21 protein-coding genes and 1 tRNA gene are annotated in these 26,896 nt (G+C 61.1%); 8 read left to right on the forward strand and 14 right to left on the reverse strand.

The window, feature by feature from the left end:
• Positions 1 to 3 precede the first annotated feature (3 nt).
• The 8 genes from yihA to rpmH all read right to left on the reverse strand — a co-directional run bounded on the left by yihA (position 4) and on the right by rpmH (position 6,936).
• On the reverse strand, positions 4 to 654 hold the full coding sequence (gene yihA, locus R1T45_RS08205; protein WP_259984216.1) for a ribosome biogenesis GTP-binding protein YihA/YsxC: 651 nt from the start codon (positions 652 to 654) through the stop codon (positions 4 to 6).
• Positions 654 to 1,391, reverse strand: coding sequence for an MOSC domain-containing protein (locus tag R1T45_RS08210; RefSeq protein WP_317391053.1), 738 nt, complete (start codon positions 1,389 to 1,391; stop codon positions 654 to 656). The genes yihA and R1T45_RS08210 overlap by 1 nt, the downstream gene beginning before the upstream one ends.
• Positions 1,391 to 3,262, reverse strand: coding sequence for a membrane protein insertase YidC (gene yidC, locus R1T45_RS08215; protein ID WP_132444204.1), 1,872 nt, complete (start codon positions 3,260 to 3,262; stop codon positions 1,391 to 1,393). The genes R1T45_RS08210 and yidC overlap by 1 nt, the downstream gene beginning before the upstream one ends.
• Before the next feature lie 287 nt (positions 3,263 to 3,549).
• Positions 3,550 to 5,091: a bifunctional diguanylate cyclase/phosphodiesterase gene (locus tag R1T45_RS08220; RefSeq protein WP_317390566.1), complete on the reverse strand. Its 1,542-nt coding sequence runs from the start codon at positions 5,089 to 5,091 to the stop codon at positions 3,550 to 3,552.
• A 122-nt stretch (positions 5,092 to 5,213) separates the two neighbouring features.
• Entirely contained in the window at positions 5,214 to 6,068 is an 855-nt protein-coding gene (gene ttcA, locus R1T45_RS08225; protein WP_317390567.1) for a tRNA 2-thiocytidine(32) synthetase TtcA, read from the reverse strand.
• Between the two features lie 66 nt (positions 6,069 to 6,134).
• Positions 6,135 to 6,356, reverse strand: coding sequence for a membrane protein insertion efficiency factor YidD (yidD, locus tag R1T45_RS08230; RefSeq protein WP_067626496.1), 222 nt, complete (start codon positions 6,354 to 6,356; stop codon positions 6,135 to 6,137).
• On the reverse strand, positions 6,353 to 6,775 hold the full coding sequence (rnpA, locus tag R1T45_RS08235; RefSeq protein ID WP_317390568.1) for a ribonuclease P protein component: 423 nt from the start codon (positions 6,773 to 6,775) through the stop codon (positions 6,353 to 6,355). The genes yidD and rnpA overlap by 4 nt, the downstream gene beginning before the upstream one ends.
• Positions 6,776 to 6,801: 26 nt before the next feature.
• Positions 6,802 to 6,936 (reverse strand): 50S ribosomal protein L34, encoded by a 135-nt coding sequence (gene rpmH, locus R1T45_RS08240; protein WP_007118882.1) that lies wholly within the window; start codon positions 6,934 to 6,936, stop codon positions 6,802 to 6,804.
• 318 nt (positions 6,937 to 7,254) lie between these two features.
• On the opposite strand from rpmH, the gene R1T45_RS08245 reads away from it, so the two are divergent.
• The 4 genes from R1T45_RS08245 to R1T45_RS08260 all read left to right on the forward strand — a co-directional run bounded on the left by R1T45_RS08245 (position 7,255) and on the right by R1T45_RS08260 (position 10,954).
• Positions 7,255 to 7,989: a TVP38/TMEM64 family protein gene (locus R1T45_RS08245; protein ID WP_317390569.1), complete on the forward strand. Its 735-nt coding sequence runs from the start codon at positions 7,255 to 7,257 to the stop codon at positions 7,987 to 7,989.
• Positions 7,986 to 9,407 (forward strand): dihydrolipoyl dehydrogenase family protein, encoded by a 1,422-nt coding sequence (locus R1T45_RS08250; RefSeq protein ID WP_317390570.1) that lies wholly within the window; start codon positions 7,986 to 7,988, stop codon positions 9,405 to 9,407. Before R1T45_RS08245 ends, R1T45_RS08250 begins: the two co-directional genes overlap by 4 nt.
• Before the next feature lie 8 nt (positions 9,408 to 9,415).
• Positions 9,416 to 10,801, forward strand: a complete 1,386-nt coding sequence (locus R1T45_RS08255) for a sensor histidine kinase (RefSeq protein ID WP_067941528.1) — start codon at positions 9,416 to 9,418, stop codon at positions 10,799 to 10,801.
• A gap of 76 nt (positions 10,802 to 10,877) precedes the next feature.
• Positions 10,878 to 10,954: transfer RNA gene (locus tag R1T45_RS08260), tRNA-Arg, on the forward strand.
• 38 nt (positions 10,955 to 10,992) lie between these two features.
• Here R1T45_RS08260 and R1T45_RS08265 read toward each other — a convergent pair.
• Entirely contained in the window at positions 10,993 to 11,634 is a 642-nt protein-coding gene (locus R1T45_RS08265; protein ID WP_120351806.1) for a 2-hydroxychromene-2-carboxylate isomerase, read from the reverse strand.
• 439 nt (positions 11,635 to 12,073) lie between these two features.
• Between R1T45_RS08265 and R1T45_RS08270 the strand changes: the two genes are divergently transcribed.
• Both R1T45_RS08270 and R1T45_RS08275 read left to right on the forward strand, forming a co-directional pair.
• On the forward strand, positions 12,074 to 12,247 hold the full coding sequence (locus tag R1T45_RS08270) for a M24 family metallopeptidase (RefSeq protein ID WP_317390571.1): 174 nt from the start codon (positions 12,074 to 12,076) through the stop codon (positions 12,245 to 12,247).
• Entirely contained in the window at positions 12,244 to 12,369 is a 126-nt protein-coding gene (locus R1T45_RS08275) for a hypothetical protein (protein WP_260010321.1), read from the forward strand. Before R1T45_RS08270 ends, R1T45_RS08275 begins: the two co-directional genes overlap by 4 nt.
• Positions 12,370 to 12,467: 98 nt before the next feature.
• Here R1T45_RS08275 and R1T45_RS08280 read toward each other — a convergent pair whose 3' ends face one another.
• From R1T45_RS08280 to R1T45_RS08300, 5 genes are all read right to left on the reverse strand, one after another.
• On the reverse strand, positions 12,468 to 13,190 hold the full coding sequence (locus R1T45_RS08280) for a hypothetical protein (RefSeq protein ID WP_317390572.1): 723 nt from the start codon (positions 13,188 to 13,190) through the stop codon (positions 12,468 to 12,470).
• A 225-nt stretch (positions 13,191 to 13,415) separates the two neighbouring features.
• A complete protein-coding gene (locus R1T45_RS08285; RefSeq protein ID WP_317390573.1) occupies positions 13,416 to 19,157 on the reverse strand; it encodes a hypothetical protein in 5,742 nt (1,913 codons plus the stop codon).
• Between the two features lie 119 nt (positions 19,158 to 19,276).
• Entirely contained in the window at positions 19,277 to 21,910 is a 2,634-nt protein-coding gene (locus R1T45_RS08290) for a beta strand repeat-containing protein (RefSeq protein WP_132444214.1), read from the reverse strand.
• A 60-nt stretch (positions 21,911 to 21,970) separates the two neighbouring features.
• Positions 21,971 to 22,483 (reverse strand): hypothetical protein, encoded by a 513-nt coding sequence (locus R1T45_RS08295; protein ID WP_132444215.1) that lies wholly within the window; start codon positions 22,481 to 22,483, stop codon positions 21,971 to 21,973.
• A gap of 419 nt (positions 22,484 to 22,902) precedes the next feature.
• Complete coding sequence (locus R1T45_RS08300) at positions 22,903 to 23,523, reverse strand: response regulator transcription factor (RefSeq protein ID WP_067624320.1); 621 nt, start codon at positions 23,521 to 23,523, stop codon at positions 22,903 to 22,905.
• 251 nt (positions 23,524 to 23,774) lie between these two features.
• Between R1T45_RS08300 and R1T45_RS08305 the strand changes: the two genes are divergently transcribed.
• Both R1T45_RS08305 and R1T45_RS08310 read left to right on the forward strand, forming a co-directional pair.
• Positions 23,775 to 24,257, forward strand: a complete 483-nt coding sequence (locus tag R1T45_RS08305; RefSeq protein ID WP_260010313.1) for a molybdopterin-dependent oxidoreductase — start codon at positions 23,775 to 23,777, stop codon at positions 24,255 to 24,257.
• A 78-nt stretch (positions 24,258 to 24,335) separates the two neighbouring features.
• Positions 24,336 to 26,873 carry an ATP-binding protein gene (locus R1T45_RS08310; protein ID WP_317391054.1) on the forward strand — a complete coding sequence of 846 codons (2,538 nt, stop codon included), beginning with the start codon at positions 24,336 to 24,338 and terminating at the stop codon, positions 26,871 to 26,873.
• Positions 26,874 to 26,896: the final 23 nt, after the last annotated feature.

Raw genomic sequence — 26,896 nt, forward strand, 5'->3', positions numbered from 1 at the left:
GTGCTATTCCAGCGTGGCGATGATGGCACGCAGGGTAGGGATGCCCCAGCCCTTTTCCGAAGACGTGACCACAATCTCGGGATAGGCGGCGGGGTGTTTGCTTAGCGCGTCTTTCACCTGCATCAGGATTTTCTCACGCTCGGCTTCTTTGACCTTGTCTGCCTTGGTCAGCACGACCTGAAAGGTCACGGCAGAGCTGTCGAGCAGGGACATGATTTCGTTGTCGACCTTTTTGACGCCATGACGCGCGTCGATCAGCACAAAGGCGCGGCGCAGAGTTTGACGGCCCGAAAGGTATTGCTTGAGCAGACGCTGCCATTTCTCGACCACCGGCAGCGGCGCGTTGGCATAGCCGTAGCCCGGCAGGTCAACGAGGTAATGCTCTTCGCCGGCCGTGAAGAAGTTAATCTCCTGCGTACGGCCGGGCGTGTTCGAGGCCCGCGCCAGTGCTTTCATGCCCGTCAGCGCGTTGATCAGCGTCGATTTCCCGACGTTGGAACGGCCCGCAAAGCAGACCTCCATGCGGTCTGGGGGCGGCAGCCCGTCCATCGCCACCACGCCTTTGACGAATGTCGTCTCACCGGCGAAAAGCATCCGGCCTTTTTCGGCGCTCGGCGCGTCCGGCTCCTCGGCAATGGTGTAGTTCACTTGCATCAAATCAGCTCCAGTTCGTCGCCCACGGCGATCTCTCCGCCGGTGGTGACGGTCAGGGTAACACCGAAGTCTCGGTGACCCAATTGGTCAAGCGCGGCGAGCGTATCCACGTCGCGCGCGCCGGTGTCGGTGTTCACGGTCGTGGCAAGGCAGCGGGTGATGCGTTTTGACACATGCAGCCGCGCCTCGCCGATTTTCAGGTCGCGTCCGATCCATTCGAACTCATCCCACGGGGCCGCGCCGTCAAACCAGATGTTGCCGCGCCAGCGGGCGGTTTGCAGCGGGCTGCCGGCAAGCGCTTCGACCGCGGCATGGGAGGCCAGGCTATTGAGCGAGAGCGTCGGTTCGGCACTGTCGGTATAGCCACGCCCGTCGAGCCGCAGGATATCTGCGGGGGCGGCGCGGCCTTCGGCCACCAAGGGGCGCACCCAGTCAAGGAATGCGGCCTGTTCGCGATCGGGGTGAAAGGTGATCTCGCCGCGCGTCGGGTGGCGCAGGGTCAGCTTCTCTGTCGCCTCATCCAGCTTGGCCGTGATTGCCTGCAGCTGCGGCGAAGACGCCCCCCGCGTGAAATTCAAACACCGCGCCCAATCTCCGGGCGCGGCTTTGGATGCGTCATGGGCCACGGCCCAGAGCCGGTCATAGGGCATCGACTGCCCGGCGCGCAGGGTCACACGCTCAACCGTCTCGCGGCCATGGGCCTTGAGCGGGTACCGGTTGAGCGCAGTGATCTGCATCACTTTTTCGACTTGCCCGATTTGGGTTTGCTATCTGCATTGGCGGCATCACCCTTGGGCGTGCGTTTAAAGCCGCCTGCGATGTTGCCCCAGAGGTCAGGTTTGTACCCCTGGCTGCGCATGATCAGATACTGCTGGGTGAAGGTGATCGTGTTGTTCGCGATCCAGTAGACCACGAGGCCGCTCGCGAAACCGCCCAGCATGAACATGAAGACCCAAGGCATCCAAGCAAAGATCATCTGCTGGGTCGGATCGGTGGGGGCCGGGTTCAGCTTTTGCTGCAGGTACATGGAAATACCCAGCAGAAGCGGCAGAATACCGATGAACACTAGCGCCAGCATCGAGCCGGGCTCAGGTGCCGCATAGGGCAGCAGGCCCCAGAGGTTCATGATCGAGGTCGGATCGGGCGCGCTGAGGTCTTGGAACGGGCCAAAGAAGGGCGCGTGGCGCAATTCGATCGTGACAAAGATCACCTTGTAGAGCGAGAAGAAGATCGGGATTTGCAGAAGGATCGGCAGACAGCCCGCGGCGGGGTTTACCTTGTTCTTCTTGTAAAGCTCCATCATGCCCTGCTGCATCTTCTGACGGTCGTCGCCCGCATCTTTCTTCAGCTTTTCCATTTCGGGCTGAAGTTCCTTCATCCGCGCCATGGAGACGTAGGATTTATAGGCCAGCGGGAAGAGCAGCGCCTTAATCAGCAGTGTCAGGCCGATGATCGCAACGCCCATGTTGCCGATGAGCTGGTTGAGGTTGTGCAGTAGCCAGAAGATCGGCTTGGTCAGGAAAAAGAACCAACCCCAGTCGATGCTGTCGATGAATTTGGCGACACCGGAGGCTTGGTAATCCTGCAGGGTTTCCCACTCCTTCGCACCCGCGAAGAACTTGCTGGAGGTGCTCACGCTTTCGCCTGCCGCGACCGAGCGGGTCGGCTGGCGGGTGAAGGCGCGGTAGGTGTCGGCGCGCGGGTCATAGGTGAGCGCCTGCTCAAAGGTCTCGCCCGCGTCGGGGATCAGTACGGCCTGCCAATAGTGATCGGTGAAGCCGACCCAGCCCTCGGTGACGCCTTCGGTGACCACGGCGGGGCGGCCCCAGGTGCTGTTCACGTCGGCTTCGGCGATGTCGTCCCAATCGACTTCGGAAAGCTCACCATTGGCCATGGCCACGGCGCCTTCATGCAGGATGAAGAAGCTTTTCAGGTCTTCGGGCAACCCGTGTTGCGCGATCATGCCGAAGGGGGCGAGGTTCACCGCGCCTTCGCCATTGTTGGTCACGCTCTGGGTGATGTCGAACATATATTCGTCGTCGACCGAGATGGTGCGGGTGAAGACCTGACCGGCGCCATTGTCCCAGCTTAGTGTGACGGGGCTGTCGAGGCCCAGTGTTTCGCCCTCGCTCAGGGTCCAGAGCGTATCGACACCCGGCACGGCATCGGGCGCAAGGCCAGAGCCTGCGGCCCAACCATGCAGCGCGTAATAGGCGTCGCTCGATCCTTCGGGGGAGAGCAGGGTCACGATTTCGGCGTCTGCGTCGAGCGTGGTTTGGTAGTCGTTTAGTTTCAGGTCATCGATCCGACCACCCATGAGCGAGATGGAGCCGCTGACCTTATCGGTCGCAATGGCCACGCGGGGGGCAGCCGCCAGAGCCGCGCGGCGGCCTTCGGGTGCGGCGCCTTCGCCATCCTCCGTGCCGGGCGCGGCAGCGGTGTCGGCGGTGGAGGCTGGGACCGAGGTGCCCTCGATGGTTTGGCTGGTCTCTGTGCCGGGTTCTAGCGCAGGGTCGGCTTCGGGGGGCGGGAACAGGAGGAACCACACGAGGATGACGGCAAAGCTGAGCGCCGTGGCAAGGATGAGATTCTTGTTCTGTTCGTCCATGGGGACCGCCACCTGATGTCTTTGAATATCACGGGGGTTCAACAGAGTGCGGGGCCAAAGGTCAAGTGGAATCGGGTAAGGTTAGGGGCAATGTAGCGTGGTTTTGGCCCATCTGGCATGGGTTTTGCGGAGTTTCGCCGGGGACGGTTGCGGGTGGCCTGTGGCGCTGGCTTTGACTCGGGTCGGGGCCGAAGGGGGTTGGGGGCCTCGGCGCGAGGGGCGTATCATCTGTCTGGGGTAGGCACGGCACGCTACATTTGGCGCGTGCAGATCGGACGAAGGTGGCGCTATGTCGCGCGCCCGTTCATGATGCGGGGCACATCTTGCAGTTTTGCATTGTGGCGGGCGATCCAATCAAGTGTTTGCTCAAAAGGCATGGGGCGGGCGATGCCGAAGCCTTGCACGTGGTCACAGCCGAGTTGGGCCAACAGGACATGCTCCCCCACCGTCTCCACCCCTTCGGCAAGGGTTTCGACGCCCAGGCGTTCGGCCATGGTCAAGATGGCGCTGATCATGCGTTGCTGATCGGGGTCGCGATCGGCCTTCATAACGAAGGAACGATCGATTTTGATCCGGCTTACCGAAAAGCGGCGGATGGACGCGATGGAGGCATGGCCGGTACCGAAATCATCAAGGTCGATGCGGCAACCGAGCTTGCGCAGGGCATTTATATTTCGGGTGATCACATCATCGGCGGCGGAAGCGACGACCGTTTCCAGTACTTCGATTGCGAGCCTTTCGGGGGATAAATCAAAACGGTCCAACTCCCACGTGATTTTGTCGATGAGCTGAGGGTTGGCAAGTTCGCCGCCTGCGAAATTCACCCCGATCTGGGGCACCTCGGCGCCGGAGCTGTCCCAAGCTTTGAGCGCTGCAAAGGAATGATACATCATCACCTCGGCCAAACGTTCCAACAGGCCAGCTTCTTCGACGGCGGGCAGGAAATCGGAGGGCGGGATCATGCCTTGGACCGGGTGGTTCCAGCGCGCCAGTGCTTCAAAGCCGGTGATTTGACCGGTGTCGGTTGAGATTTGCGGCTGGAACCATGGTTGAATCTGCCCACTGGCCAATGCCTGCGCGACCTCCTCGCGGAGTTCTGCGCGGCTTTCGGTTTCCCGGCGCATCTGGTCAGAGAAGGCGCGGATGGAAGATGGCCCGCGCCGCTGGCCGCTGCGCAGCGCCGTGGCGGCGGCGGCAAGCCAAGCGGAGCCATCACCGCCCGGGGCGCGGGTGTTGAGGCAAAATCCGACGGAGGCCGTGAGATAGATCGTGACCCCATCGACAAAGAACGGTTCTTCCAAAGTGGCCTGAAGCCGCCCGGCGAGTTGAATGCAAAGCTCAAGATCAAGCTGGCGGACCGGGGCCGTGCAGATGGCGAAACGTGCTTCGCCCATCTTGCCGATGATATCGTCATCCCGCAGGGCGCTGTGCAACCGTTCGCCGCTTTGCCGCGCAATCGTATCAGCGGCGGATTGGCCGTAACGTTCGATGATCTGGTCAAAATCCTCAAGCGCGATAAAGCTTGTTGCCGACAAGCGCCCCTGTGTTCGGGCGCTTTGAAAGACCTGTTCGGTCAGCTCTTCAAAGGTGCTGCGCTGTAGTATGGCGGTGTGCGCGTCACGGGGAAACGTCGCCCCCTCGCCAAACCGCTGCCCCGCAAGAAACAGAAGTGGCAGCGCGGCAGAGGCGCCAATCAATGCCATTTCACCGCCGATCCAAAACGCCAGCAATGACATCGCGGGGAGAAAGGCCAGAGCGGCCTGACCGCTAAGCAAAGCGGCGAGCGACTGGCGCAGTTGCCCGGGCCCAGTGGTGCGGTAATGTGCCATCGCGATATCCCTCTTCAATGCGCGCCATGCCTGCGCTGATGGGGGTGGGATATCGCCTTTAGGGTGTGTCGTGGGTTAACAGAGACCGGTTTTTCGCGGATTATTATCTAAAATTGTTCTTGCTATGTACTCTCAATGTTCCGCATGAGACCGGCAAAGTCGAAAAGCTGGGGATCCAGCAAATGTGAGGGCCGGGCGTTCATCAGGGCGCGGAACATAACTTGCCGACGACCGGGACTATTGGCCTCCCATCCGTCGAGAATCGCCTTGACCTGCTGGCGTTGAAGCCCATCCTGCGACCCGCAAAGATCGCAGGGAATGATCGGGTAATTCATCGCCGTGGCAAAGCGTTCGCAATCGCTTTCAGCCACATGGGCGAGGGGGCGGTAGAGGAACAGATCGCCTTCTTCGTTTACCAATTTGGGCGGCATCGTCGCCAGCCGTCCGCCGTGGAAAAGGTTCATGAAAAAGGTTTCGAGGATGTCATCCCGATGATGCCCCAGCACCACGGCAGAGCAGCCTTCCTCCCGCGCGATCCGGTAAAGATTGCCCCGGCGCAGACGGCTGCAAAGGGCGCAGAAAGTGCGTCCGGCAGGGATCTTGTCCATCACGATTGAGTAGGTGTCTTGATATTCGATGCGATGCGGAACGCCCATCTTTTCAAGGAATTCCGGCAGCACGGTGGCCGGAAAGTTCGGCTGGCCTTGGTCGAGGTTGCAAGCCAGAAGCTCGACAGGCAGCAGGCCACGCCATTGCAATTCATGCAGGACCGCAAGCAGGGTGTAGCTGTCTTTGCCGCCCGACAGGCAGACCAGCCATTTGGGTTTCGGCGCGCCCTCGGCGGTCGGCTCGACCATGCCGTATTGGTCAATCGCCTCGCGGGTCATGCGGACGATGCGCTTGCGCAGTTTCTTGAACTCGGTGCTTTGCGGTGCGCCGGCAAAGAGGGGGTGAATCTCGTTGGTTTCGTCCAGCATCGTCGGTCTCTCACTATCTGCTTGGCTTCACCTAGGGCATTTTACCCCTTTGCCGCAAGCGTGGCGCTAGTCTGGGACGTTGTCGATCCCGCTGTGGCCCCACGGGTGGCAGCGGGCGATGCGCCGTGCGGCCAGCCATCCACCCCGCAGCCCGCCGTGTTTTTGCAAGGCTTCCAGCGCATAGGCGCTGCAGGTGGGCTGGTAGCGGCAATTGTATCCAACCCATGGGCTGAAAAGCAGCCGGTAGCCGCGCACCGGCAGGGCGAGCAGCGCCGCCAAGGGGGTCATTTGCGCGCCCCGTGCAGGATATCAAGCGCGCGGGTGAGATCGGCTAGCAACTGGTCGAAGGGCAGGGCCGCTGTCGCCTCGCGCCGCCCGACAAAGACATAGTCCATGCCTGCGCGCCCCGCCTGAGGCAGCGTCAGCCGCGCGATTTCACGCAGGCGGCGTTTGGCGCGGTTGCGGGCCACAGCGTTGCCGACCTTTTTCGAGCAGGTAAATCCCACGCGAATGGGCGCCGCGCTGGGCTCATCCTCCCGGCGGGGTCGCATTTGTAGGATGAATCCCGGGGTCGCCACACGTTTGGCGCGGCTGGCACGCTGAAAGTCCGCCCGTTTAGTCAGGGTTTCCAGACGCAGAGAAACCGCCGGGGCAGGGTTCCCCTTCGTGGCGCAAGTGCCATTCAAGGGTGCCTCCGGCGGTGTCATACTCTGGTTCCGAAGATCGAGGGCGCTTACGCGCTCAGCGATTTCCGGCCCTGTGCGCGGCGTGCATTGATGATCTTACGGCCGGCTTTGGTGGCCATGCGCGCGCGGAAACCATGGCGCCGCTTGCGCACGAGGTTCGAGGGTTGAAAGGTGCGTTTCATCGCTCCGTCTCCATCTAAAGCTGGCTGGGCACGGAATCACTTGAAGGGTTCCACCGCGGCCAGCGTCAATTCAAGCCCGTCCTCTAATGCGGCGGGGCGCGCAAGTCAAACCCCCTGAGGCGGAAAAACTGCGCTTTGCAACAAAATGCCGGTCAGAAGGGGGCGGTTTGTTTCAGTTCGCCCTTCTACCCTGCGAAATCGGGACTCTGGGCACAAGTCCTATCAAGCGCGCGTGAGGAGCCTGTTCCTGCGCGCTGCTTCACGCCATCATTAAGGAAACGGAAAATGGTCTGATGTAGGCCTAATAAAAGTGTTGAAATGAGCCGCAAAGATCAAAGTAAGCCCGCGCTGATGCGTTACCTGCCCCTTGCGGTGATCCTAGCGGTCGCCGCCATCGGCGCGTTTACCCTGCGTGATTACCTGAGTTTCGACGCCCTGCGTGAGAATCGCGAGGCGCTGATCGCCTTTCGCGACAACAATTACCTGCTGACCGCGCTGGCCTTTGTCGCCGCCTATGTAGTGATCGTGGCATTCTCCCTACCGGGGGCCACAGTGGCGACATTAACTGGCGGCTTTCTGTTCGGGCTGTTTCCCGGTGTCCTTTATAACGTGGGTGGGGCCACACTCGGCGCGATCGTGATCTTCCTGGCGGCGCAATGGGGTCTGGGCGACCGGCTGAAAGAGCGGATGGATGCCTCTGATGGGGTGGTGCGCAAGATCAAGGCAGGGATCGACGATAACCAGTGGTCGATGCTCTTCTTTATCCGGCTCGTGCCGGTGGTGCCGTTTTTCGTTGCGAATCTGGTGCCTGCTTTTCTTGGCGTGCCGCTGTTTCGCTTCGCGATCTCGACGTTTTTCGGCATCATGCCAGGGGCGCTGGTCTTTACCTCTGTCGGGGCGGGGCTAGGTGCGGTTTTTGCCCGAGGTGAGACGCCGGACCTCGGGATCATCTTTGAGCCCCATATTTTACTGCCCATTCTGGGCCTTTGCGTGCTGTCGCTGCTGCCTGTGGCGATCAAGGCATTTACCGGCAAGAAGGATCTGCTGAAATGACCAACCGTATCAAGACCGACGTTCTGATCATCGGCGCAGGCTCTGGCGGGTTGTCGGTGGCGGCGGGGGCCGTCCAGATGGGCGCGGATGTGACCCTACTTGAAGGGCATAAAATGGGCGGTGATTGCCTGAACTATGGCTGCGTGCCTTCAAAGGCGCTGATCAAGACTGGCAAGACCGCCCATGCCCAGCAGCGCAGCGCGCAATATGGGGTCGAGAATGCCGCCGGTACGGTGGATTACGCGGCGGCCAAAGATCACGTGGCCGATGTCATCTCGCAAATCGCGCCGGTCGATTCGGTTGAGCGCTTTGAAGGCTTGGGCGTGCGGGTGATCCGTGAATACGGGCGTTTCATTTCCGATAAAGAGGTGCAGGCGGGTGATACGATCATCACCGCGCGGCGGATCGTCGTGGCCACCGGGTCATCCCCGCTGGTGCCGCCAATTCCGGGGCTGAATGATGTGCCCTATGAGACCAACGAAACCCTTTTCGATCTACGGGAAAAGCCGGAGCATATCATCATCATCGGGGGTGGCCCCATCGGCATCGAGATGGCGCAGGCCCATGTGCGAATGGGCTGCAAGGTGACGGTGATCGAAGGCGATCGGGCGCTTGGCAAAGATGATCCGGAGCTGGCTGAGGTTGTTCTTCAGACCATGCGCGACGAAGGCGTAGCTTTTGAAGAGGGCAGCAACGCCGCGAAGATCAGCGGTGAAGCGGGCGCGATTACGGTTGAAACTGAGGTTGGCCGTGTCATCAAAGGCTCGCACCTGTTGATGGCCGTGGGGCGCAAGAGCAACATTGAGCGTCTCGACCTTGATAAGGCGGGAGTGGAAACCACCAAAGCAGGCATCAAGGTCGATGACAGCCTGCGCAGCAGCAACCGCCGCGTCTATGCCATTGGCGACGTGGCAGGCGGGCTGCAATTCACCCATGTGGCGGGCTATCACGCCGGGGTGGTGATCCGCTCGATCCTTTTTGGCCTGCCGAGCAAGACCAAATTGCACCATATCCCTTGGGTCACCTACGCCGCGCCGGAGCTGGCGCAGGTCGGGCTGACCGAGGCGCAGGCGCGAGAGGAGCATGGGGAGAAGCTGGAGGTCGTGCGCTTTCACTACAACCACAATGATCGCGCCATCGCCGAGCGCCAGACCAAAGGGTTCATCAAGGTCATGGTGGTCAAGGGGCGCCCCGTGGGGGCCAGCATCGTCGGCCATCAAGCAGGGGAATTGATCACCCTGTGGTCGCTTGCGCTGGTCAATAACATGAAGATGAGCCAGATTGCGGCTATGGTTGCCCCTTACCCCACGATCTCGGAAATTAACAAACGCGCGGCGGGTGCCTATTTCAGCCCGCGCCTCTTCGAAAGCGCATTGGTAAAAACGGTTGTGCGCGCCGTGCAGCGCCTGCTGCCCTGAGAAAACGCATGATCCACTCGCTCTCTGGCCGTCTGCTGATCCTCACCACCATCTTTGTGATGCTGGCCGAGGTGTTGATTTTTGTCCCCTCCATCGCGCGGTTCCGCGAAGAATACATGCTGACGCGGCTGGAGCGGGCGCAGATCGCGTCGCTGGCGCTTTTGGCTGACGATATGCTCGACCCGGAGTTGGAGGCGGAGTTGCTGCGCAACGCCGAGGTCTTCAACGTGGTACTGCGCCGGGACGAAGCGCGGCAATTGGTGCTGGCCTCTCCGATGCCGCGGATGGTGTCGCAAACCTATGATTTGCGCGATGCCTCGGCGACGGTGTTGATCCGCGATGCCATGCTGCGACTGTTCCGGCCCGGCAATGAGGTGGTCCGCGTAATCGGCGCCCCGGTGCGCGAGGCGGGGTTGTTGATCGAAGTCACGATGGAGACCGCGCCGATGCGTGTGGCCATGCTCGACTACGGGATTCGCATCCTCATCCTCTCGGCCGTGATCTCAGTCATTACGGCGGTGCTTTTGTTCTTTGCCATGCGGGCTTTGCTGCTCAAGCCGATCAAGCGGGTGGCAGGGCATATGCAGCGCTACGCCGCCGCGCCCGAGGATGCCCGGCGGATCATTGAGCCCTCCGCCAGTGTCACCGAATTGCGCGAGGCTGAAGTGGCGCTTCAGAAGCTCCAGACGGACCTGACACAGGCGCTGAAACAGAAAGAGCGTTTGGCCCAATTGGGCAGCGCGGTCAGCAAGATCAGCCATGATCTGCGCAATATCCTCACCTCGGCGCAGCTGTTCACCGACCGGATCGAGATGTCCGAAGACCCAACGGTCAAACGCATGGCGCCCAAGCTCGTCAGTTCCATCACCCGTGCGGTGCACCTATGCGAATCGACACTGGCTTTCGGCAAGGCCGAAGAGCCGGGGCCGACGCTGACCCTCATGCTGCTGGAAGACCTGGTGGAAGAGGTCATCGACGGCGAACGCCTTGCCGACCCCGAAAGCGACATCAGCTTTGCCGCCGACATCCCCGCGAATCTGACCGTGCGTGCGGACCCCGAACAAATGTACCGCGTGCTGGCCAATCTGATGCGGAACGCCCGGCAGGCGATTACCGCCACCGGCAAACCGGGCGAAGTCTATTTGCGGGCCGAGGATATGAGCGATGCGTGGTGCGTCACCGTCAGCGACACCGGCCCCGGCCTGCCACCGAAAGCGCGAGAGCACCTTTTTACCGCGTTTCAGGGCGGTGCGCGCAAAGGTGGGTCGGGCTTGGGTCTGGTGATCGCATCCGAACTGGTGCGCGGCCACGGCGGCACCTTGGCCCTGCGCAGCAGTGGGCCGGAAGGGACTGTTTTTGACATAACGCTGCCCAAGGGGGACGGCACCCTATAGATTTTCGCAGAAAATTGCATTTCCTCAAAACGAGGGCTTGCAACTCCCCGGGGCTAAGACTAAACCCCCGCTCAGTGGACCGATAGCTCAGCTGGATAGAGTACCTGACTACGAATCAGGGGGTCGGGGGTTCGAATCCTCCTCGGTCCGCCACTACCCAAAATTGAAGAACGCAGCGCTTTCGGGGCGTCTCACCCGTCTTTCGGCGGGTTGTAAAAGCCCGTGTCGCGGTAGGGTTGGTCAAAGGCGTGATCCATCAATTCCAGATGGTCTTGGCCGTAATACATGTCTCCATTCAGAAAATAGCTGGGCGAGCCGAAGATGCCGCGGGCGATCGCCTCTTCGGTGTTCTCGGCGTGAATGGTCTGAACGTCTGCATCCGTCGCCTGCGCGATCAGAGCGTCGCTGTCGGGATCAATCGCAGCGGTCGCGCGGCGCAGATGCTCGGGATTCGCGAGATCGATATCATCGCGCCAATGCGCCTGAAGAATCGCAAAGGAAAGCGCATCGACATCGCGCCCAGCCCGCGCGGCGGCGATCAGGTAACCGTTTGAAAGGTCGAGCGCATTGTCGTGATGCGTGGGGCGGTGGTTGAGGATGTCCAGCCCGCGATACTGAGCCCAACGGGTGATCTCTCTGCCAAAGAAATAGTCGATATAATGGGGGGTAAAGCCACGAAAATGGGACACCCGACCAGCTGCGATCACCGGATAAAGATCAAATGGTTGGTGGATGAGCTTCGCACCCCGGGCGGCGCAAATCTCCAGCAGTTTGCGATGCCCAAGATAGGCGTAAGCGGAATGGGCGGAATAGAAATATTCAATGGTGTCCAACGTCGGCTCCCTCTGTTGCGCGCATCATGGCGGAAACCAATGTGCAGGCAAGGACGGGGGCCGAGAGGTGAGGGTAGAATCGCGAAAGCGCTAAATGCAGAGCACTTAAATCAGCGATAGTCACTCAATACCGACGTTTGGGTGTGCTGTTTGCCTGCGGGCGGGGCGCAATCGCGCGGGCCTGCCGGGGCTGGGGGCGCTGCTTTGCCACGAGAACCAAGGCCACCGCGGCTGCGATCAGTATCAGGAATTCGTACGTCCACATGAGCCATTCCTCCTAAGGCATGTTCATAGGGTTAACGACGCCTGTGCTCGCTGGGTTCCGCCCTCCTGCCGGAGGCGGCGGTCTTTGGCCGAGGCCGTAATGAACAACGCCGGCGCATGCCAGCGGATGGCCTTATCGGTTCAACTGTTGTTCAGGGATCAGGCCATCTGGCGCATGACGGCCATCGTAGCGACGGCGGGCTGGGGGAGCAGCGATGTGGTCACGCAGGCAGGCTACGCTGCAATTGTCCTGCACCGCCCGGGCCACGGTCTTCGCATCGACGTACATGAGCCGCGTTATGTCGCGGCGCATTCCGACCCGGTACTGGCCGAGGGAATGTCTTTTTGATCGAGCGGGGCATTTATCTGGAGTGCAAATTCGCCGTACGCTTGGAGAAGATCGTGATCCTGCGCGCCGATGGTCTGGAAATCTTCTCGGAAATGCCGCGCGAGGTGCAGCGCCGCAGCTAAAAAAGTGGCCAAAGCGGCGAAAATACGCACGCTTTGGCCTGGAGGGAGACAGAGAGAGAGAGAGAGAGAGAGAGAGAGAGAGAGAAGGGGGCGCGTGGTTAGGAGGTGCCGCGGGCCATGTTTTCAAAAATGCTTTTCATATGGCTGTCGAACTCATTCCACGTGATGACGGCCCGGTTGCCCGCATGGCCGTGATAATAAGACCGGCCCGTTGACGTGGGCAGCCCGGCCCAGATGCGGGCGAGGTTCTCCATAAAGCGATGGCGGCTGATCTTGCCCTTCATGAAGGGGGTAAAGCCCGCATCTTCGAGCAATAGGTCGGCCAACAGGTCTTGGACCCGTGGGGTAAAGACGTCACTTTTGCTCAGCCCGGCTTCGGCGACGAGCGTTTTCAAGGTGTTGGGGATGAACTGGTAGCGCCCAATGGCATGGGGCTGGCCGGGGGTGGCCGCGATCCAGCGGTAGATTTCGCCGATGGTCATGCTTGTGGGGTGCTTCGGCGGCTTGACCCTTGCCCCGTGTTGCACCGCGTCATAGCCTTTGCCCCCGGCCTCAGCCGACGCGATGACATGGCGCACGGCGGCGGATGGCCCCCCGCGCGTGGGAATGGCAAGCTTGCGCGGTGCGCGTTTGGCGGTTGTCTTGATCATGCTGCGGTTAAGGTAAATGCGGTCCTCCGAAGCGGAGGGTGACAGGGCGAAATTCAAGCCGGTGACGGCGATCTTCCTGCTGTCGAAACGGGCGAAATCATTTGCATTTGCCGCACCGGAAAGGGTGGCGGCGATCAGGCAAAAGGCAGTGCTGGCAGCGAGCTTTTTCATCTGGGTTTCCCATCTGGGTTGGATGTTGCGTTGACCCTGATCATGCGCGCTTAAAATCGATATTTCATTAATGCGGACAGCTAGTTAGCGTCTCGAAAGGATAGTTGGTCCGGCACTAGGAATAGGCCAGGTCACCTTTGGAGCGCAGCAGCGCTCTGAAAGAGGAATGAGCCACGTTCCAGATGCGCTTGGAACGTGGCTCTCCCTCGGGGCTGAGTCTCCCGGTCAGCTTCCGAGGAACTGGTCGAACTGGGTCCAGAGTGAGTTGTCCAACAGCAAGTTGAACCGGAAATAGAACCCTTCGTCATAGAGGCCGCTTTGCCCGGCCACCCGGCCACGGGCCTTGTTGTAGCCGAGTGCCAGCAGGACACCTTCGCGCGGGGTGAAGCCGAATTCGGCGCCGATCCCGTTAGAAGAGTTGCCCTCGCTGTCCCACAGATGCGTGGCGTTGAGGCCGAGTTGGAAACGGTCGTCGCCAAATTCGTAGTTCAGACCGCCTTGAATCAGCTGCGTGGTGGTATTGGCCGCCGCGCCGGCATGGGTGCCGATCTTTTGGTACTGGCCGGCATATTTGCCGTTGATCCGCAGGTCGGCATCGATCTCGTAATTCGCATCGATCGACCATAGGTGCGTTTCCGTGCTGGCGTGTTTCTCTTCCAGCCGGTGTTCGTACCACGCCAGCACATCAAGTCGGGCATTGTCCTTGGGGCGATAGGCTGCGCCGATGCGGGTGCGCATACGGCGGGCGTCTTTGCCATCGCGCCGGTCAAGCGCGGCACGGCTACGCGCCAAGATCGTCAGGTCAGGGGTGACATTGCCCGCGATACCGATGCTGGCGTAATGGGTTTTGCCGGTCTCTTCCCATGTGGTCTCCAGTTCGGCATCGCCGACCCAATCGCCATCCGCCGATTCCCAGCTTGTGCCGATTGCGAAGGAGGTCAGCTCACCATCGTTGGTCTCAAGGTTGCGCGAATGCTCAAGATCGGCGCGCAGATTGGTGCTTTCGTTGATATCCCAATCGACCGACAGACCCTGCACCATGGTGGTGTCGCTTGTGCCGCTGGCTTTGGTCATCTCGGTTCGGCCAGTGACCCATTCGTTCAGCGTGTAGGTGAAACCATAGGCGGCGCGGGTGACCAGCTCGTCACTGCCGAATTGAAGCTCGATCTCATTATAGACGCGCCAGCCGTTCTTGGGCTCGTCATAGAGGCCGAGGGTCAGTTCAGTGGGGGCGTCGCCACCGAGCGGCGCGCGCAGCTGGGCTTCGATCACGGTGCCGGGGCGGGCCGCCGGGGTCCAATGTGCACCCAGGATCAAGGCCGTGTCGCTTTCGCTTCCGGAGGCGGTGCGGTCGTGGCTGTATTCAAGACCAATCTCGCCGCGCAGGGTCTTGCTCAGATGCCGCGAATAGATCGCATCCACGGTCAGCCGAGCGCTGTCGTTGACCCGGTCACGGGTGTATTCCGCGCCAAAGGCGATGTCGCTGCGCTGATCGATTTCTTCGCCATAGCTTAGGCGGACTTGGCTGGTACCTGGGCGGGCCAGTCCGCCCTGAGCGTAGAAATCGCGCCCGGTGTGGATCGCCTCGAATGCGAAATGGCGGGTCTCGGTCTTCAACTCATAGGACAGGCGCGCGGCGGTGTCGTTCTCGCCCATGGCGTTTTCCGAGCGGGCGACTTCGGCCTCCCACAGACCGCCTTGGCGGTCTTCGTGCTGGATATAGGCAGAGTGCATCCGCTGGCGGGCCGTGTTGCCAAGGGGGGCGTCGGCATGCACCGCACGGGCGCCGATGGAGGTCCGCTCGGACAGGGCATAGTTCACCTCGCCCCCGTAGAGCCAATAGGCCTCGGCGCCCTCGGCTTCGACCTCATAGGTCACGCGGATTGACACGGGGTTGCCGTCAAGGTCGAACTGGCGCACCGGCGTGTCGAAGGTGATCGTGTTGCGGAAGAAGTCGAGCAAGTAGTCGGTGCCGCGCAGCAGGGGCGTGGCCGACAGGATATCGCCGCCATCTTCGTCCCGAACAAGGATTTCCACACGCTCGGACCCCTGCACATAGCCGCTCAGGTCAAGGTCATAGGGGCCAGAAACACCGCGCCCGCGGATTTCCTGTTCCTGCTGCTCCTGCGCGGTGCGGGCCGCAAAGACGGTGACCGATACGCGGTCGTTCTCCCAGTGACCTTTGGCGCCGGTGGCCACACGTTGCAGGCCGCCCAGTTTCAGCGCGCTGGCCTCAGGCTCGATGGCGATATCGCCGTAGAGCACGTAAGAGCGGCCCTTCTCCACCTTCACGAAAAGGTTGGATGAAGATTGCGCATCGGCACCGCGTTCGGAATTGTCGCCATAGACGGGGTAGTATTCCTCTCCGCGGATGTCGCGGAACAGGCTGTCTTCGGTGTCACGGTCCGAGCTGTAGCGCAGGGTCAGCAGGGCGTCGCCACGGATCACCCCTTTGAGGTAAAGCTCACCGCGGATGCCTGTTGTGGTATCTTCGAAAGCGCTGATGCGGTCTTCTTCGATGACGTTGCCCGCGTCCCCGCTTAGCGATACCGCGCCTTCGATCACGCCGATCAGAACCCGTTCGTTCAGATCCGGGGTGAAGGTCAGCCGCGCTTCAGCCTCGCCAAAGGACGACCGTACGGTGATCAGATCGGGGCCAGAGGCCTGCGGTGGGATGAGGTTGAAGGTCGCCTCGCCATTGTCGAGATAGGCCTGCACGCCGGGCGCGCTGCTGCGGATGTCGGTCACATCCCAAAGCGACCGGCGGGCCGAAAGGGTCACCGTGCCGGACGCGGGCACCGGGCGACCCCGGGCGTCGAGCACGCGCACCACCACCGGCACCACAGAAGCGGGATTGGCCGCGGCGGTTTCCGGCAAGAGGATCTCAATCCGGGCGGGTTTGCCGGGCGCGGTAAGGCGCAGTTCCTTACGGACACGTTCGATGCCAAAGCCGTCACGGCCCACCAGCGTCAGCACGTTCTCGCCCGAGCCCAGTTTCACCGCCACATATTCCAGCGCCTGCACGTTGTTCTTTTCCAGACTGGTGCGCTCTCCTACCCGGTCGCCGCCAAGCTCGCGGCCATTCACCAAAAGCGTCAGCGTCAAGTCAGCCTTGCCCTTAATCCGGATGTTCTGGGTGGCGCGGGTGACGGCGGTGTCTTCGGCAAAGTCGACAAAGCCGGGGGCGCTATCAAGGTTAGGGATCATGCTGTCGAGCGTTTGGCGCTGCGCCGAGGCACGGGCGGCTTGAGCCACAGAGGAGGCGTCGACCCCGGCCTCTTCGTTTTGTGCGGCGACCATGCCGGGGGTCAGCTGGGTGGTGGTGGCGATGCCAGCCTCGCCGCGCACCGACCGGGTGCTGCTGCGCTGGCCGTCGATCGGCAGATCGGTTGCATTCACGCCCGGGGTCTGACGTTTTCCGGCGAAATGATCACGACGTTTGCTGACTTCTTTGAGCGCTTCGGGGGTGCATTGGGCCACGGCAAAGTTCTCGGTTCTAAGCTCGCCCTTTTTCAGTGGCACCACGCGCGACCCACCGCGGCGCAGATCGTTGGTGCGGGTCACTTGCACCGCACTCCCAGCGGGGAGGGTTTCGGGCTGCACGAGGAAAGCGTGGGTCACCGGGCGCATGCCGTTGAGCGAATAGGCACCATTGATATCGGTCACAACAAAGAGCCCTTCTTGGGTCACGATGCGCACGCCGGGAATGCCCGGCTCATTCTCGGCGCGGTCGCGCAGACCGTTGCCGTTGCAATCCATGAACACGGCGCCCAGAACGGTGCCCTGCCGGGCAAAGACGCCGCCCGAATTGTCGAGCCGTACCAGGGCGCGGGCGGTCTGCGACTGCTGCAGCGCCCCGGTGCCTGCTTGGCGGCCCGACAGGATCGCGGTGTTTTCAATGCGGCCTTCGCGGGCTGCTGCAGAGAATTGCATCACATAGGACAGCTCATGGCTTGTCAGCGGCTCAAGCATGCCCACGTCAAAGCGCAGATCGCCGTTGCCGATCTCTTGCGGATCGTCCAGCGGCTCGCCGTTAAGGGTGACCGTGCCGGGAACAAAGTTCACACCATAGGCCGGGCGGTCGAGGATCTCGCCACCGATCAGGGCCTGATGCATGTTGTTGGTAAAGCTGAGCGTATAGGTGACGAATTCACCATGGCCCACGCTGTCGAGGTCCGCAGCCTTGTCCAAGGCCAGCGGCGTGCCGTAATTCGGATCCACCGGAATATCGGAGACAAAAAGCGCGCCGCCTGCGTGGTTGAAGGCGTTGCCCCAACCTGCATCCATCACCTTGCGGCCCATCCCGGCATAGTCCAGCCGGGCGGAGGGGAAGACCCAAGTGGGCGCATCCATCACGGCATAGCGGTAGTCGCCTTCGGGCATTTCGGAGAAGGTGAAGAACCCGCGTTGGTCAGTCTGCGTGCGGGCCATTTCATTGCCCGTACGCGCATCGACAAGGGCGACAGACACATCGGAAACCGGGGCGTTGGAGACGGAGTTGAACAGGAAGTTGCCGGGGTTGATCATCAGATCGTCCTCAAGCACCTCACTGTCGCAGGTCGCCGTGGCGATGAAGCTGTCGCCAAAGTCTGTGGCCATGACCTGATCCCCGGCGACGGCGGGCGACATCTGCGCCAACGGCAGGGCGGGGGTGAGGAAGATGCCGGTATTCGCGCCGGTCTCGGTCGCGATGATCGTTTCCACGTCGCCGGTCAGCATGCTGCGGATCGTCACCGCTGTGCTGTCGACCTCGGTGCTGACGTTGCAAGTGCCTGAGGTGAGACGCAGACGGGTGTCGCTGCCCGGTGTGCCATAGGGTTGATCGGCGCCGGTTTCGGGGTGCTCGAACACCAATGTGCCAGCTGTCTCCGACTCGCGGTCATAGATCACGGTGTTGGAGGCCAGCAGCAGTGTGCTCTCTTGGTTGTTGTAAAAGGCGGAGGCGGTGTTGTGCACCTCGACCTTGCCCAAGGCGGCAGGCACGCGCACCGAAAAGCTGGGATCGGTGGCATGGCCGATGGCGTAGTCGCCCTCATGAAAGAAGGCCACCGCATCTACATCGTGGGAAAGCCCTGCGGGGACCACGCTGAGGTATTGGTGCGCGGGGGCGCCGCGCATATGGACAAGGGCCGTCATGGTCCCCGAATCCTGCACCGTGTTAAACACGGTATTCAGCGGGATCGCATCGCGCAGCAAGACACCGCTCCGGGGTGTGCCGTCGATCACGATGGGCTGGCCGTCGATCTGCGGATAGCCAAAGGCGTCCCGCTCGGAGTCGTTGCGCAACCGCAGGGTGTAGGTGATGAGCGCGCCTTCGTCGTTTTCCGAGACGACCTGCTCTTTGGAAACTTCGAGCCCGCCTTCTTCGACGCGCGAGACCCCCACCGCTTCTTCGCTCAGGCTTTGGCCATCTTCGGTCACGGCAGAGGCCGTCAACATGCTGGCGAACTGGGTGCTTACAGGGGTGTCTGCGGAAATGCGGAACTCATAGATCAGTTGCAGCCGCTCTCCCGCCGCGAGCATGATGGGCGCGGACATGTCGACCGCCCGGTCTTCGACATCGATCAGGCCGTTGCCGTTCAGGTCGGGGAAAAGCGATTGGCGGGACATCATTTGGGCGCTGCCCTGTTCGCCAATGCTGAGCGATGTGGAAAGCGGCACGTTGCCGGTGTTGATCACGTCGAAATGGTAGCGGCCAAAGGCGCCGCGGGTCAGCAGAAGGTCGGAGTAGCCGGTCACTTCCAGCCCGGGAACTGCGGCGACTTCGGCCCGAACCGGGTTTGAGAAGACACGTTCCATGATGCCAAGGGAGGTATTGAAATAGCTGACTTCTGCCACGTTGCGGATGAAAGATCCGGCGGGGGCCGGGGCGGCGGCGGCGGTGTGGGGCAGAAGGCTCAGGCTCATTGCGGAGGCGCTGATCAGGGCCAGAGCCGGGCGGGCTTTAGACATAAGGAAACTGCGCATCAGCTTGCTCCTGTGCGATCCCTAGAAAGGGCATGAAATAATTGGGGAGACGAAAACGGGGGTAGAAGGGGGTGCCCCCGGGTGAGCGTTGCTCAGCCCGGGGGCACCGGAGAGGTCGGTTAGTCGTCGACCCGCACGGTGAACTCTACCCGGGCAAAGCCGCCGGGAAGGATCGTGCCATGTGTGCTCGATACGTTGGTCGAGGTGACGGTGGCCGTGCTGGTGCCCGGGAACAGGCTCTCTGGGCAGGCACCGCCACAGTTTGTGACCGCGGTATAGGCCGGTGCGGCGTCCGAGATGATCACGTTGTCCGCCGCAGAGGCGCCCGTGTTCTCGGCTTCGACCATGTAGCGGATGCACTGGCCGGGCTCGACATCAAGACGGGTCTTGGTGAAGGTGCCCACGGTGCCATCGCAGCCCGCGTCGATATACTGATACTTGCTCAGTGTGACATCGCCCGAGATGATGACCACGCGGTCTTCGACGGCGTTGTTGGTCTGGTCGATATCGGTCCCGGTGCCGTTCAACGTGTTGTTGATCGAGATCGTGCCGACTTCGGAGACACCTTGGGTGGCTGTCGATGGCGTCTGCACACGGTAGATCAGCGAGATGCTGTCGCCCGGAGCAAGCCCGTTGACACCCGGCGAAACACCGTCGGTCAGGTCATCGAAGTTGTCGATCACCGGCTCGGATGGATCGATCACGCCATTGCCGTTCTGGTCCCAGAAGATCGCGCCGGAGAAGTTGGTCAGACCGGATTCGGTGATCGACGCCTCGGTGATGGCCACGTTCCCTTCGTTCGAGATGGTGTGGAGGATGTCCACGATACCACCCGGCGAAGCCTGCGCGCTTTGGTTGTCGATGATCTTCACGTCGTAGATTTCGTTGACCGTGACTTGGTTGACGATACGGTCACCCTGTCCCGAGACGGAAGAGACGACCGCGATGTCGACCAAGGTATCGCCGGGCAGGGCGTCATCGGCCGGGGTGATCACCGCACGGATGGCCTGCGAATCACCTGCAGGGATGGTGCCTGTGTTCGACACGATCGACCCGTCTGGCAGTTGGAACTCAACCGTCCAGCCTGCGGGCAGGGCCTGATCCAGCGACAGGTTGAAGCTGTCCGAGGTCGGGCCGTTGTTTTCGACCAGCATGTCAAAGACGACAGGTTCACCGGGGTCCGCCGTTTCGGTGATCCATGGGTTGCCACCGTTTGTCGGGGCCGCGCCATCACCTTCGGAACCGACCACGGCGTTTTCAAGGTCAACCGAAGCTGCCAGCACCGCGCCTGAGAATTCAGCGGTCGATACGTCAGAGACGCCCGAGTTGTCCGACGTGGTGGTGATTGTCGCGGTGTAGTTGGTGGTCGCGGTTGGTGTGACGTCTGATGGCAATGTGGCAATCAACGTCACTTTGGCGCTTTCCCCGATGGCCAGCGGACCAACAGAGCTTACCACCGGTGTGACACCATCCGCACCGACAAAGCGGAAGGTGGTACCGTTCGGGAAGTCCACATTGGCCACATCGAGCTGCAGGCTGTCCGGGCTGTTGGAGAGGTTGGTCAGCACAAATTCCTGACGGATCACGCCGCCTTGGTAGACATCGCCGGTTTCCGTGACGACATCGTTGCTCGCGGCGTCATCGTCGGTGCCCGAGGCGATTGCCGCATTGGCGGTGCCGTTGGAGTTGATTGCCGTATCGGCAATCGCCACTGCATATTGGTTGTCCACGGTGACAGAGGCGGTGTTCGACGGCGGGAAGGCTGTGCCGTCAACGTCTTGGGTCGCCACGTTGGTGATGATGCCCGCATTGGCGGTATCCGCGATCACGGCACGGAAGGTCACCTCACCCGAGCGGCCAGAGCCGACAGAGGAGATCAGGAAGTTGACGTTTTGGCCGTCATCATAGTCCCAAGCGATTGTCTCGCCGGAGCCGTTTGTGGTGTCCACGACGGTGGAACCGTTGTCATCGTCCAGCGGTGTAGCAGAGTCAGACCAGCGGGCCGAGCCGGGAACGTAGGCCAGGCGGCCATCGAGCACGTCCTGCACAGAGTAGTTGTTGGCGGCAGCGAGACCGGTGCTGGAGTAGGTCAGCGTGATGGTCACTACGTCGCCCGCGTCGATGATGTTTGGATTGGCGCCGCCTGAGGGGTCTGCTGTCATCGATTTGACCAACTCGACAATCGCGTCGTTGGAGATTGTCAGCGTGTCCGTGTTGGTGCTCAGCACGGTGCCGTCGAGGGTCGAGGCCGCCGTCACGGTGATCGTGTCAGAGCCGGTCGCCGTGGAGGCGACGGAGGCTTCGATCACGATGCCGAACTGCTCACCCGGGGCAAGGGTCGGAGTCTCGGTCAGCGGTGTGGCGCTATCGGCCACGCCGTCCATATTGGCGTCTGGGTAGAAGACCAGTTGCGACGTATCAAGCGTGCCGGTGTCGGTTTCCACCGCGGTAAGAGCGAAGGCATCCGGGCCGTTACCATCGTTGGTAATGATGTGCGGCAGGAAGGCCTTGCCGCCGGGGGCGATCGTCTCGGAGTTGTCGGAGGTCAATGTCACGCCGGCAACTTGCTGAACGATCGTCTCAACGGTGTTGGAGGTTACCGTGATCGTGTCGCCCGCCGCGTTGGTATAGGTCGCGACGGCTTGGTTGCCGATGACCGAGCCCGCTTCGGGTGCCGCGAAAGCGACAGTGCCGATCACGGCGGTCAGAGCAACAGCGCTCACGGAGCGCAGGAAGGTTGTATGGTTTTTCACGTTAATATTCCCTAGTTCTATAGTAGTTGGAGAGAGAGAGTGGAGAGAGAGGCGCCGGAATTAGTTCAGGCGCACGCGGTAGCTGTTGAAGGCGGAGGCGCCTGCTTCGAGCGGTTCCGAGAGGGTCCAGCGCACGGCGGCGACGGCTTCTTCGGGAAGAGGCTCTTCGGTCATGTTGCCATTGGCATCGACGACCTTGCGGGTGGCGGGAACGGTCGACCATTCCAGCCCTTCCTGCTCTGGGTCCATCTCGGCCTGGACTTCAAAGACCGCGGCGACAGAGGTCACTTCGGCCCCAAGGGCGAGAGAGACGCCATCAGGAACCGGGGCGGCGATGACGAGCCCCTCCATCGCGCCTTCGGTCGTGTTCTGGTGGCGCAGCTCATAAGAGATCACCTCGCCCGGGCGGATCGTTTCACGCTCAACGAGGACTTCTTCGCCCTCGGCATTGGTTTCCACCACGCGGAAGGAGAATTCGCTCGTGAGCGCGTCGGCGGCAGCCGCGAAACCCGCGAGGGACAAGGCCGTACTCGCAATGAGTGTCTTGGATAATTGGGAGATATGGATACGCATCTAGTAGTTCCCTTGTGGGCCGGTGAAGAGCCGGCAGTTGCAATGAACGGACACGCTCATTGCGTTGTCCTGTTCTCATCTTCGGGGAATCGAATACCGATATCATCTGAGCGAAGGGTTAACTCGCTGAGCCTCTGGTCAGACGGTTAGTCGAAAGGATAGGCGCCCCTATCGGGTCGCGCTCCGGCCTATCATTTGGCGCGGGAATGGCGCTGGGGGCGGGGCGGATAGATGGTTAATTTTGCAGGGAAAAATGCAGTTTCCGAATCTTTGATCCGGTGCAAAACGCCATAGGCTAAACGCAAAAACGCCCGCGCGGGGCGGGCGATTATGGTTTACAAGCCAGAGGGCAAATTGGGCGCGCTACGGGGGGCCGCGCAGGGTCCGGGCCGCGGCGTTTCAGGCGGCGAAAACGGGCCTCAAACGAAGCCCGCGTCGCGCGCAATGATCGCTGCATCCGTACGATTCTTTGCGTCCAGTTTTCGGCAAAGTGTTTTCACGTGCAGTTTGATCGTCACTTCTTGCAGATCGAGGTCGCGCGCGATCTCTTTATTCGACTGCGCGCTCATCAATCCGCGCAGCACTTGGCGCTCACGCTCTGACAAGGCTTTCTCGAAATCCGTCTCTTCGGGATTGTCTTTGCCCGACATGAAGGTGACCGGGGCATAGGTCTCCCCGGCGGCCATAAAGCGGACCGCGTTGACCAGTGACTTGGCGGGCAGGGTTTTGGGCAGAAAGCCGATTGCCCCCATTTCCAGCGCCTGTTCGGCGATCAGCCGGGTGGCGGTGCCAGAAATCAGCCCGACGGGGCGGCCCTCGTTGATACCAAGCACGGTTTGCAGGCCCTGCAACCCCTTCATACCGGGCATCGTATAATCGAGCAGAACCAGATCGTAGGGCGGCTCAGACTTGATCTTGTCCAAGGCACCGGCCAGATCGCATGCCGCTTCGGTGACGGTCGCCCCATCGGCATCAAGGAACATGGCAATGGTCTCTCGAACCATGTCGTGATCATCGGCAATTAAAATACGCAAAGACATAATAGATCTCCTGAAGCCCAAATGGCCGGCGTTCTCTAATGGGTAGAGTGTGCCCGTTTGAAAAGAAAGATGAAAGCCCAAGGAACAAAGGACGCAAAGGCATGCGCCGCTATCCTTTGGTATGGCAGGGCGGGGCGCTCCGGGGCAGGCGCGCCTATCCTTTGGTATAGGGGGGATGCGCTTCTGCGCATTCGCGCCTCTCATTAGGTCAGGGTATGGTCAGGTCATAACGCCAGATAAGGAACCAAGACATGATTTTTCAGAATCTTAGCAAGACCATCACCGCAGCCGCGCTCACAATGGGCCTTGCTTCGGCGGTTGCCGCCCAAGACGAAGAGGCCGTGCTCAACGTGACGCTGGCCGGTGAAACCCATAACTTTACCCTGTCTGACCTGCAGTCGATGCCGATCTCAAGCTTTGAAACGACAACCATCTGGACCGATGGCTCGCAGGAGTTCGAAGGCGTTTCCCTCAAGGATCTGTTCGACACGTTGAACGTCGAAGACGGCACGATCACCGCGACGGCCATCAATGACTATGCTGTGGAAATCCCAATGTCCGACGCCGTCGAAGGCGGCCCGATCATCGCCTACTACACCAATGGCGAGGAAATGTCGCGCCGGGACAAGGGGCCACTCTGGGTCGTCTACCCTTACGACAGTGACATCGCCTACCAGACTGAACTGGTCTACAGCCGGTCGATCTGGCAGCTTGACCGCATTAGTGTCGAGTAACTGACAATGGCGCAGAGGGCTTGGATGAACGACGCAGGAAAATTCGGACCCGCGCGCGCCAGAAGCCGACAGGTATTGATGCTTATCCTCGTGGCGGGGATGAGCATCGCCGCCTATCTGGCCTATAACGTCTGGGATCGCATTCAGGCGCTCGACAGTGCGCAACAAGACCACGCCGAATGGGTTTTTACCCAGATTGAGATCGAGTTCCTCAAGACTGACCGCGCATTGGCGCAGGCGAAATCCGCCACGCCCGAGGCGCTGGAAGAGTTCCGCAAGCGGTTCGACATCTTCTACAGCCGCGTTTTGCTGGCCGAACGGATGCGCAATAACGCAAAGGCCAAACCCAAGATTCGCGAACTGCGCATCCTGCTGGATGGGTTCTTACCGGCGATTGATGGCACTGACGTCGAACTGGCCGCAGCGCTGGATGATATCGATACGATGCTGCGCAGCGTCGAGGATGTCCCGCGTGAGATTGCCTTGACCTCTATCGCCATCGCCAACGAGATGTCCCAGAACGAACGCCATGAGATCGTGCGACTGATCGAAGTGATGGCGGCGATCGTGTTGATCGTCACCCTTGCCTTGGTCGGCGCGGTCTACCGCCTGTCGCGGCAGGCCAGCCGGTTGAACCGCACCTCGCAATTGGTTGAAGAAAACCACCTGCGCCTTGCCACCACCCTTCAAGCATCGCTCGACGCCATCGTCGTTATCAACGACCACGGCGAGATCGAAGATTTCAACGGCTCCGCCGAAGAGATATTCGGAATCACCCATGAGGCCGCAAAGGGCAGGGACTATATCAGCCTGTTGATCCCGCCCGCCGACCGCAGCGTGCACCGCGAACGGCTTGAGAAATTCCGCCAGACTGGAGAGACGGAGGTCGCCGATAAGGGCCGCCGCGAGTTTGAAATGATCGACCAAACCGGGCGCATTTTCCCGGTCGAGATGTCCGTGTCGCAATCGCCCATGGGGCAGGGGGCGCTGTTCATCGCTTATATCCGGGACATCACCGAAAAACGCCTCCGCGAGGCCGAGATTATTGCCGCGCGTGACGAAGCCCTTGTTGCCTATCAGGAAAAGTCGCGCTTCTTCGCCATGATGAGCCACGAGATGCGCACGCCCCTCAATGGTGTGATCTCGGCTTTGCAACTGCTGCAAGATGACCGGCTCGACGATGAGCAAAAGCGCTATCTCGATGCGGGGATGACCTCGGGTGAGATTTTGTTGGGCCATATCAACGACGTGCTGGCCATCGAGCGCAGCGAGGCGGGCACCTATGAACAGGTGCGTCAGACCTGTGACATGACGGTGCTGATGGCGGGAATCATCAACACGATGGACCCTCTGGCCGAGGCCGGGGGCACGCGGCTGCACCTAGATTTGACGCAGTTGGACGACAAGGCCATCGTGACGGACCCACGGGCGATCCAGCAGATTTTGGTCAACCTTCTGAGCAACGCGATCAAGTTTAGCCCCGGCGGTGATGTGACATTGCGCGGGTGGTTCGCCGAATCTGGCTCAGAGGGGGAGGAGTTCCACCTTCAGGTCGAGGATGACGGACCCGGCATTTCGGCGGGGGATATCGACCGTATCTTCGAAGACTTCGTCTCGCTCGACAGCCGCTATGAGCGGCGCACTGGGGGCACCGGTTTGGGGCTTGGGATCGTGCGTCGTTTGGTCAAACGTTTGGGCGGCGAGATTACCTGCGACTCGACCGTGGGAGAGGGGGCATGTTTCACGCTGCGCTTGCCGGTGAAACTTGCTGATCTGGCAGAGATCGACTGCGACGCCGCCCCCGACCCACAGAAAAAACGCGTCGAGATGCTGCCAGCAAAGCGGCTCAACCTGCTGCTGGTGGACGACAATGAGATCAACTGCGAACTGATCATGGCAATGCTGGAGAAAATCGGCCATGATGTCACCCTTGCCACCGGTGGGCGCGCGGCGATCGAGCTTGCCGAAGACGCGCCCTTCGATGCGATCCTCATGGATATCTCCATGCCCGAGGTGAATGGCATTCAGGCGACCAAGGCGATTCTCTCCGGCGATGGTCCCAATCGGGAGACGCCGATCATCGCCGTGACCGCCCACGCCTTGCCGAAAGAACGGGCGGAGTTCAGCGCGGTCGGGATGTCGGGGTTTTTGCAAAAGCCGTTGGATATGAAAGTGCTGCGTGCAAAGCTGCGGGAGCTTTCGGGGCGTGAGGTGATGCCGGAACAGGCCCTGCCAGAGCGTTTGGCCAGCGCGCAGACATCGGTGCAGGCGAAATCCGCGAAACGGCCATTGTTGAACGAACAACAGATCGCGGACCTGATCGACCTATTGGGCGTGGAGAAGCTGCGGGAGCGGATGGAAAAGCTTGGCCAGAAGGGCGCGGATGACCTGCCCGCATTGATGGCCGCCGATGGCTTGCCCGATTTGCAGGCGCAGGCCCATGCCATGGCCGGGATGTGCGGCATGCTTGGGGCGGACCGGCTGCACGGCCTGCTCAAGGAGATCGAGACCGCCTGCAAGACCGGCAAAGACGGCGAAGCGCGCGGGCTGTCAAAGGCTTTGCCCGAAACTTGGGACGCGACGCTGGCGGCAATGAAGGCGCAGGTCGGTCTGTAACGGGGGCGTGTCTGACCGGGGGG

It is taken from the genome of Sulfitobacter sp. LC.270.F.C4 (assembly GCF_032922545.1).
Lineage (GTDB): Bacteria > Pseudomonadota > Alphaproteobacteria > Rhodobacterales > Rhodobacteraceae > Sulfitobacter > Sulfitobacter profundi.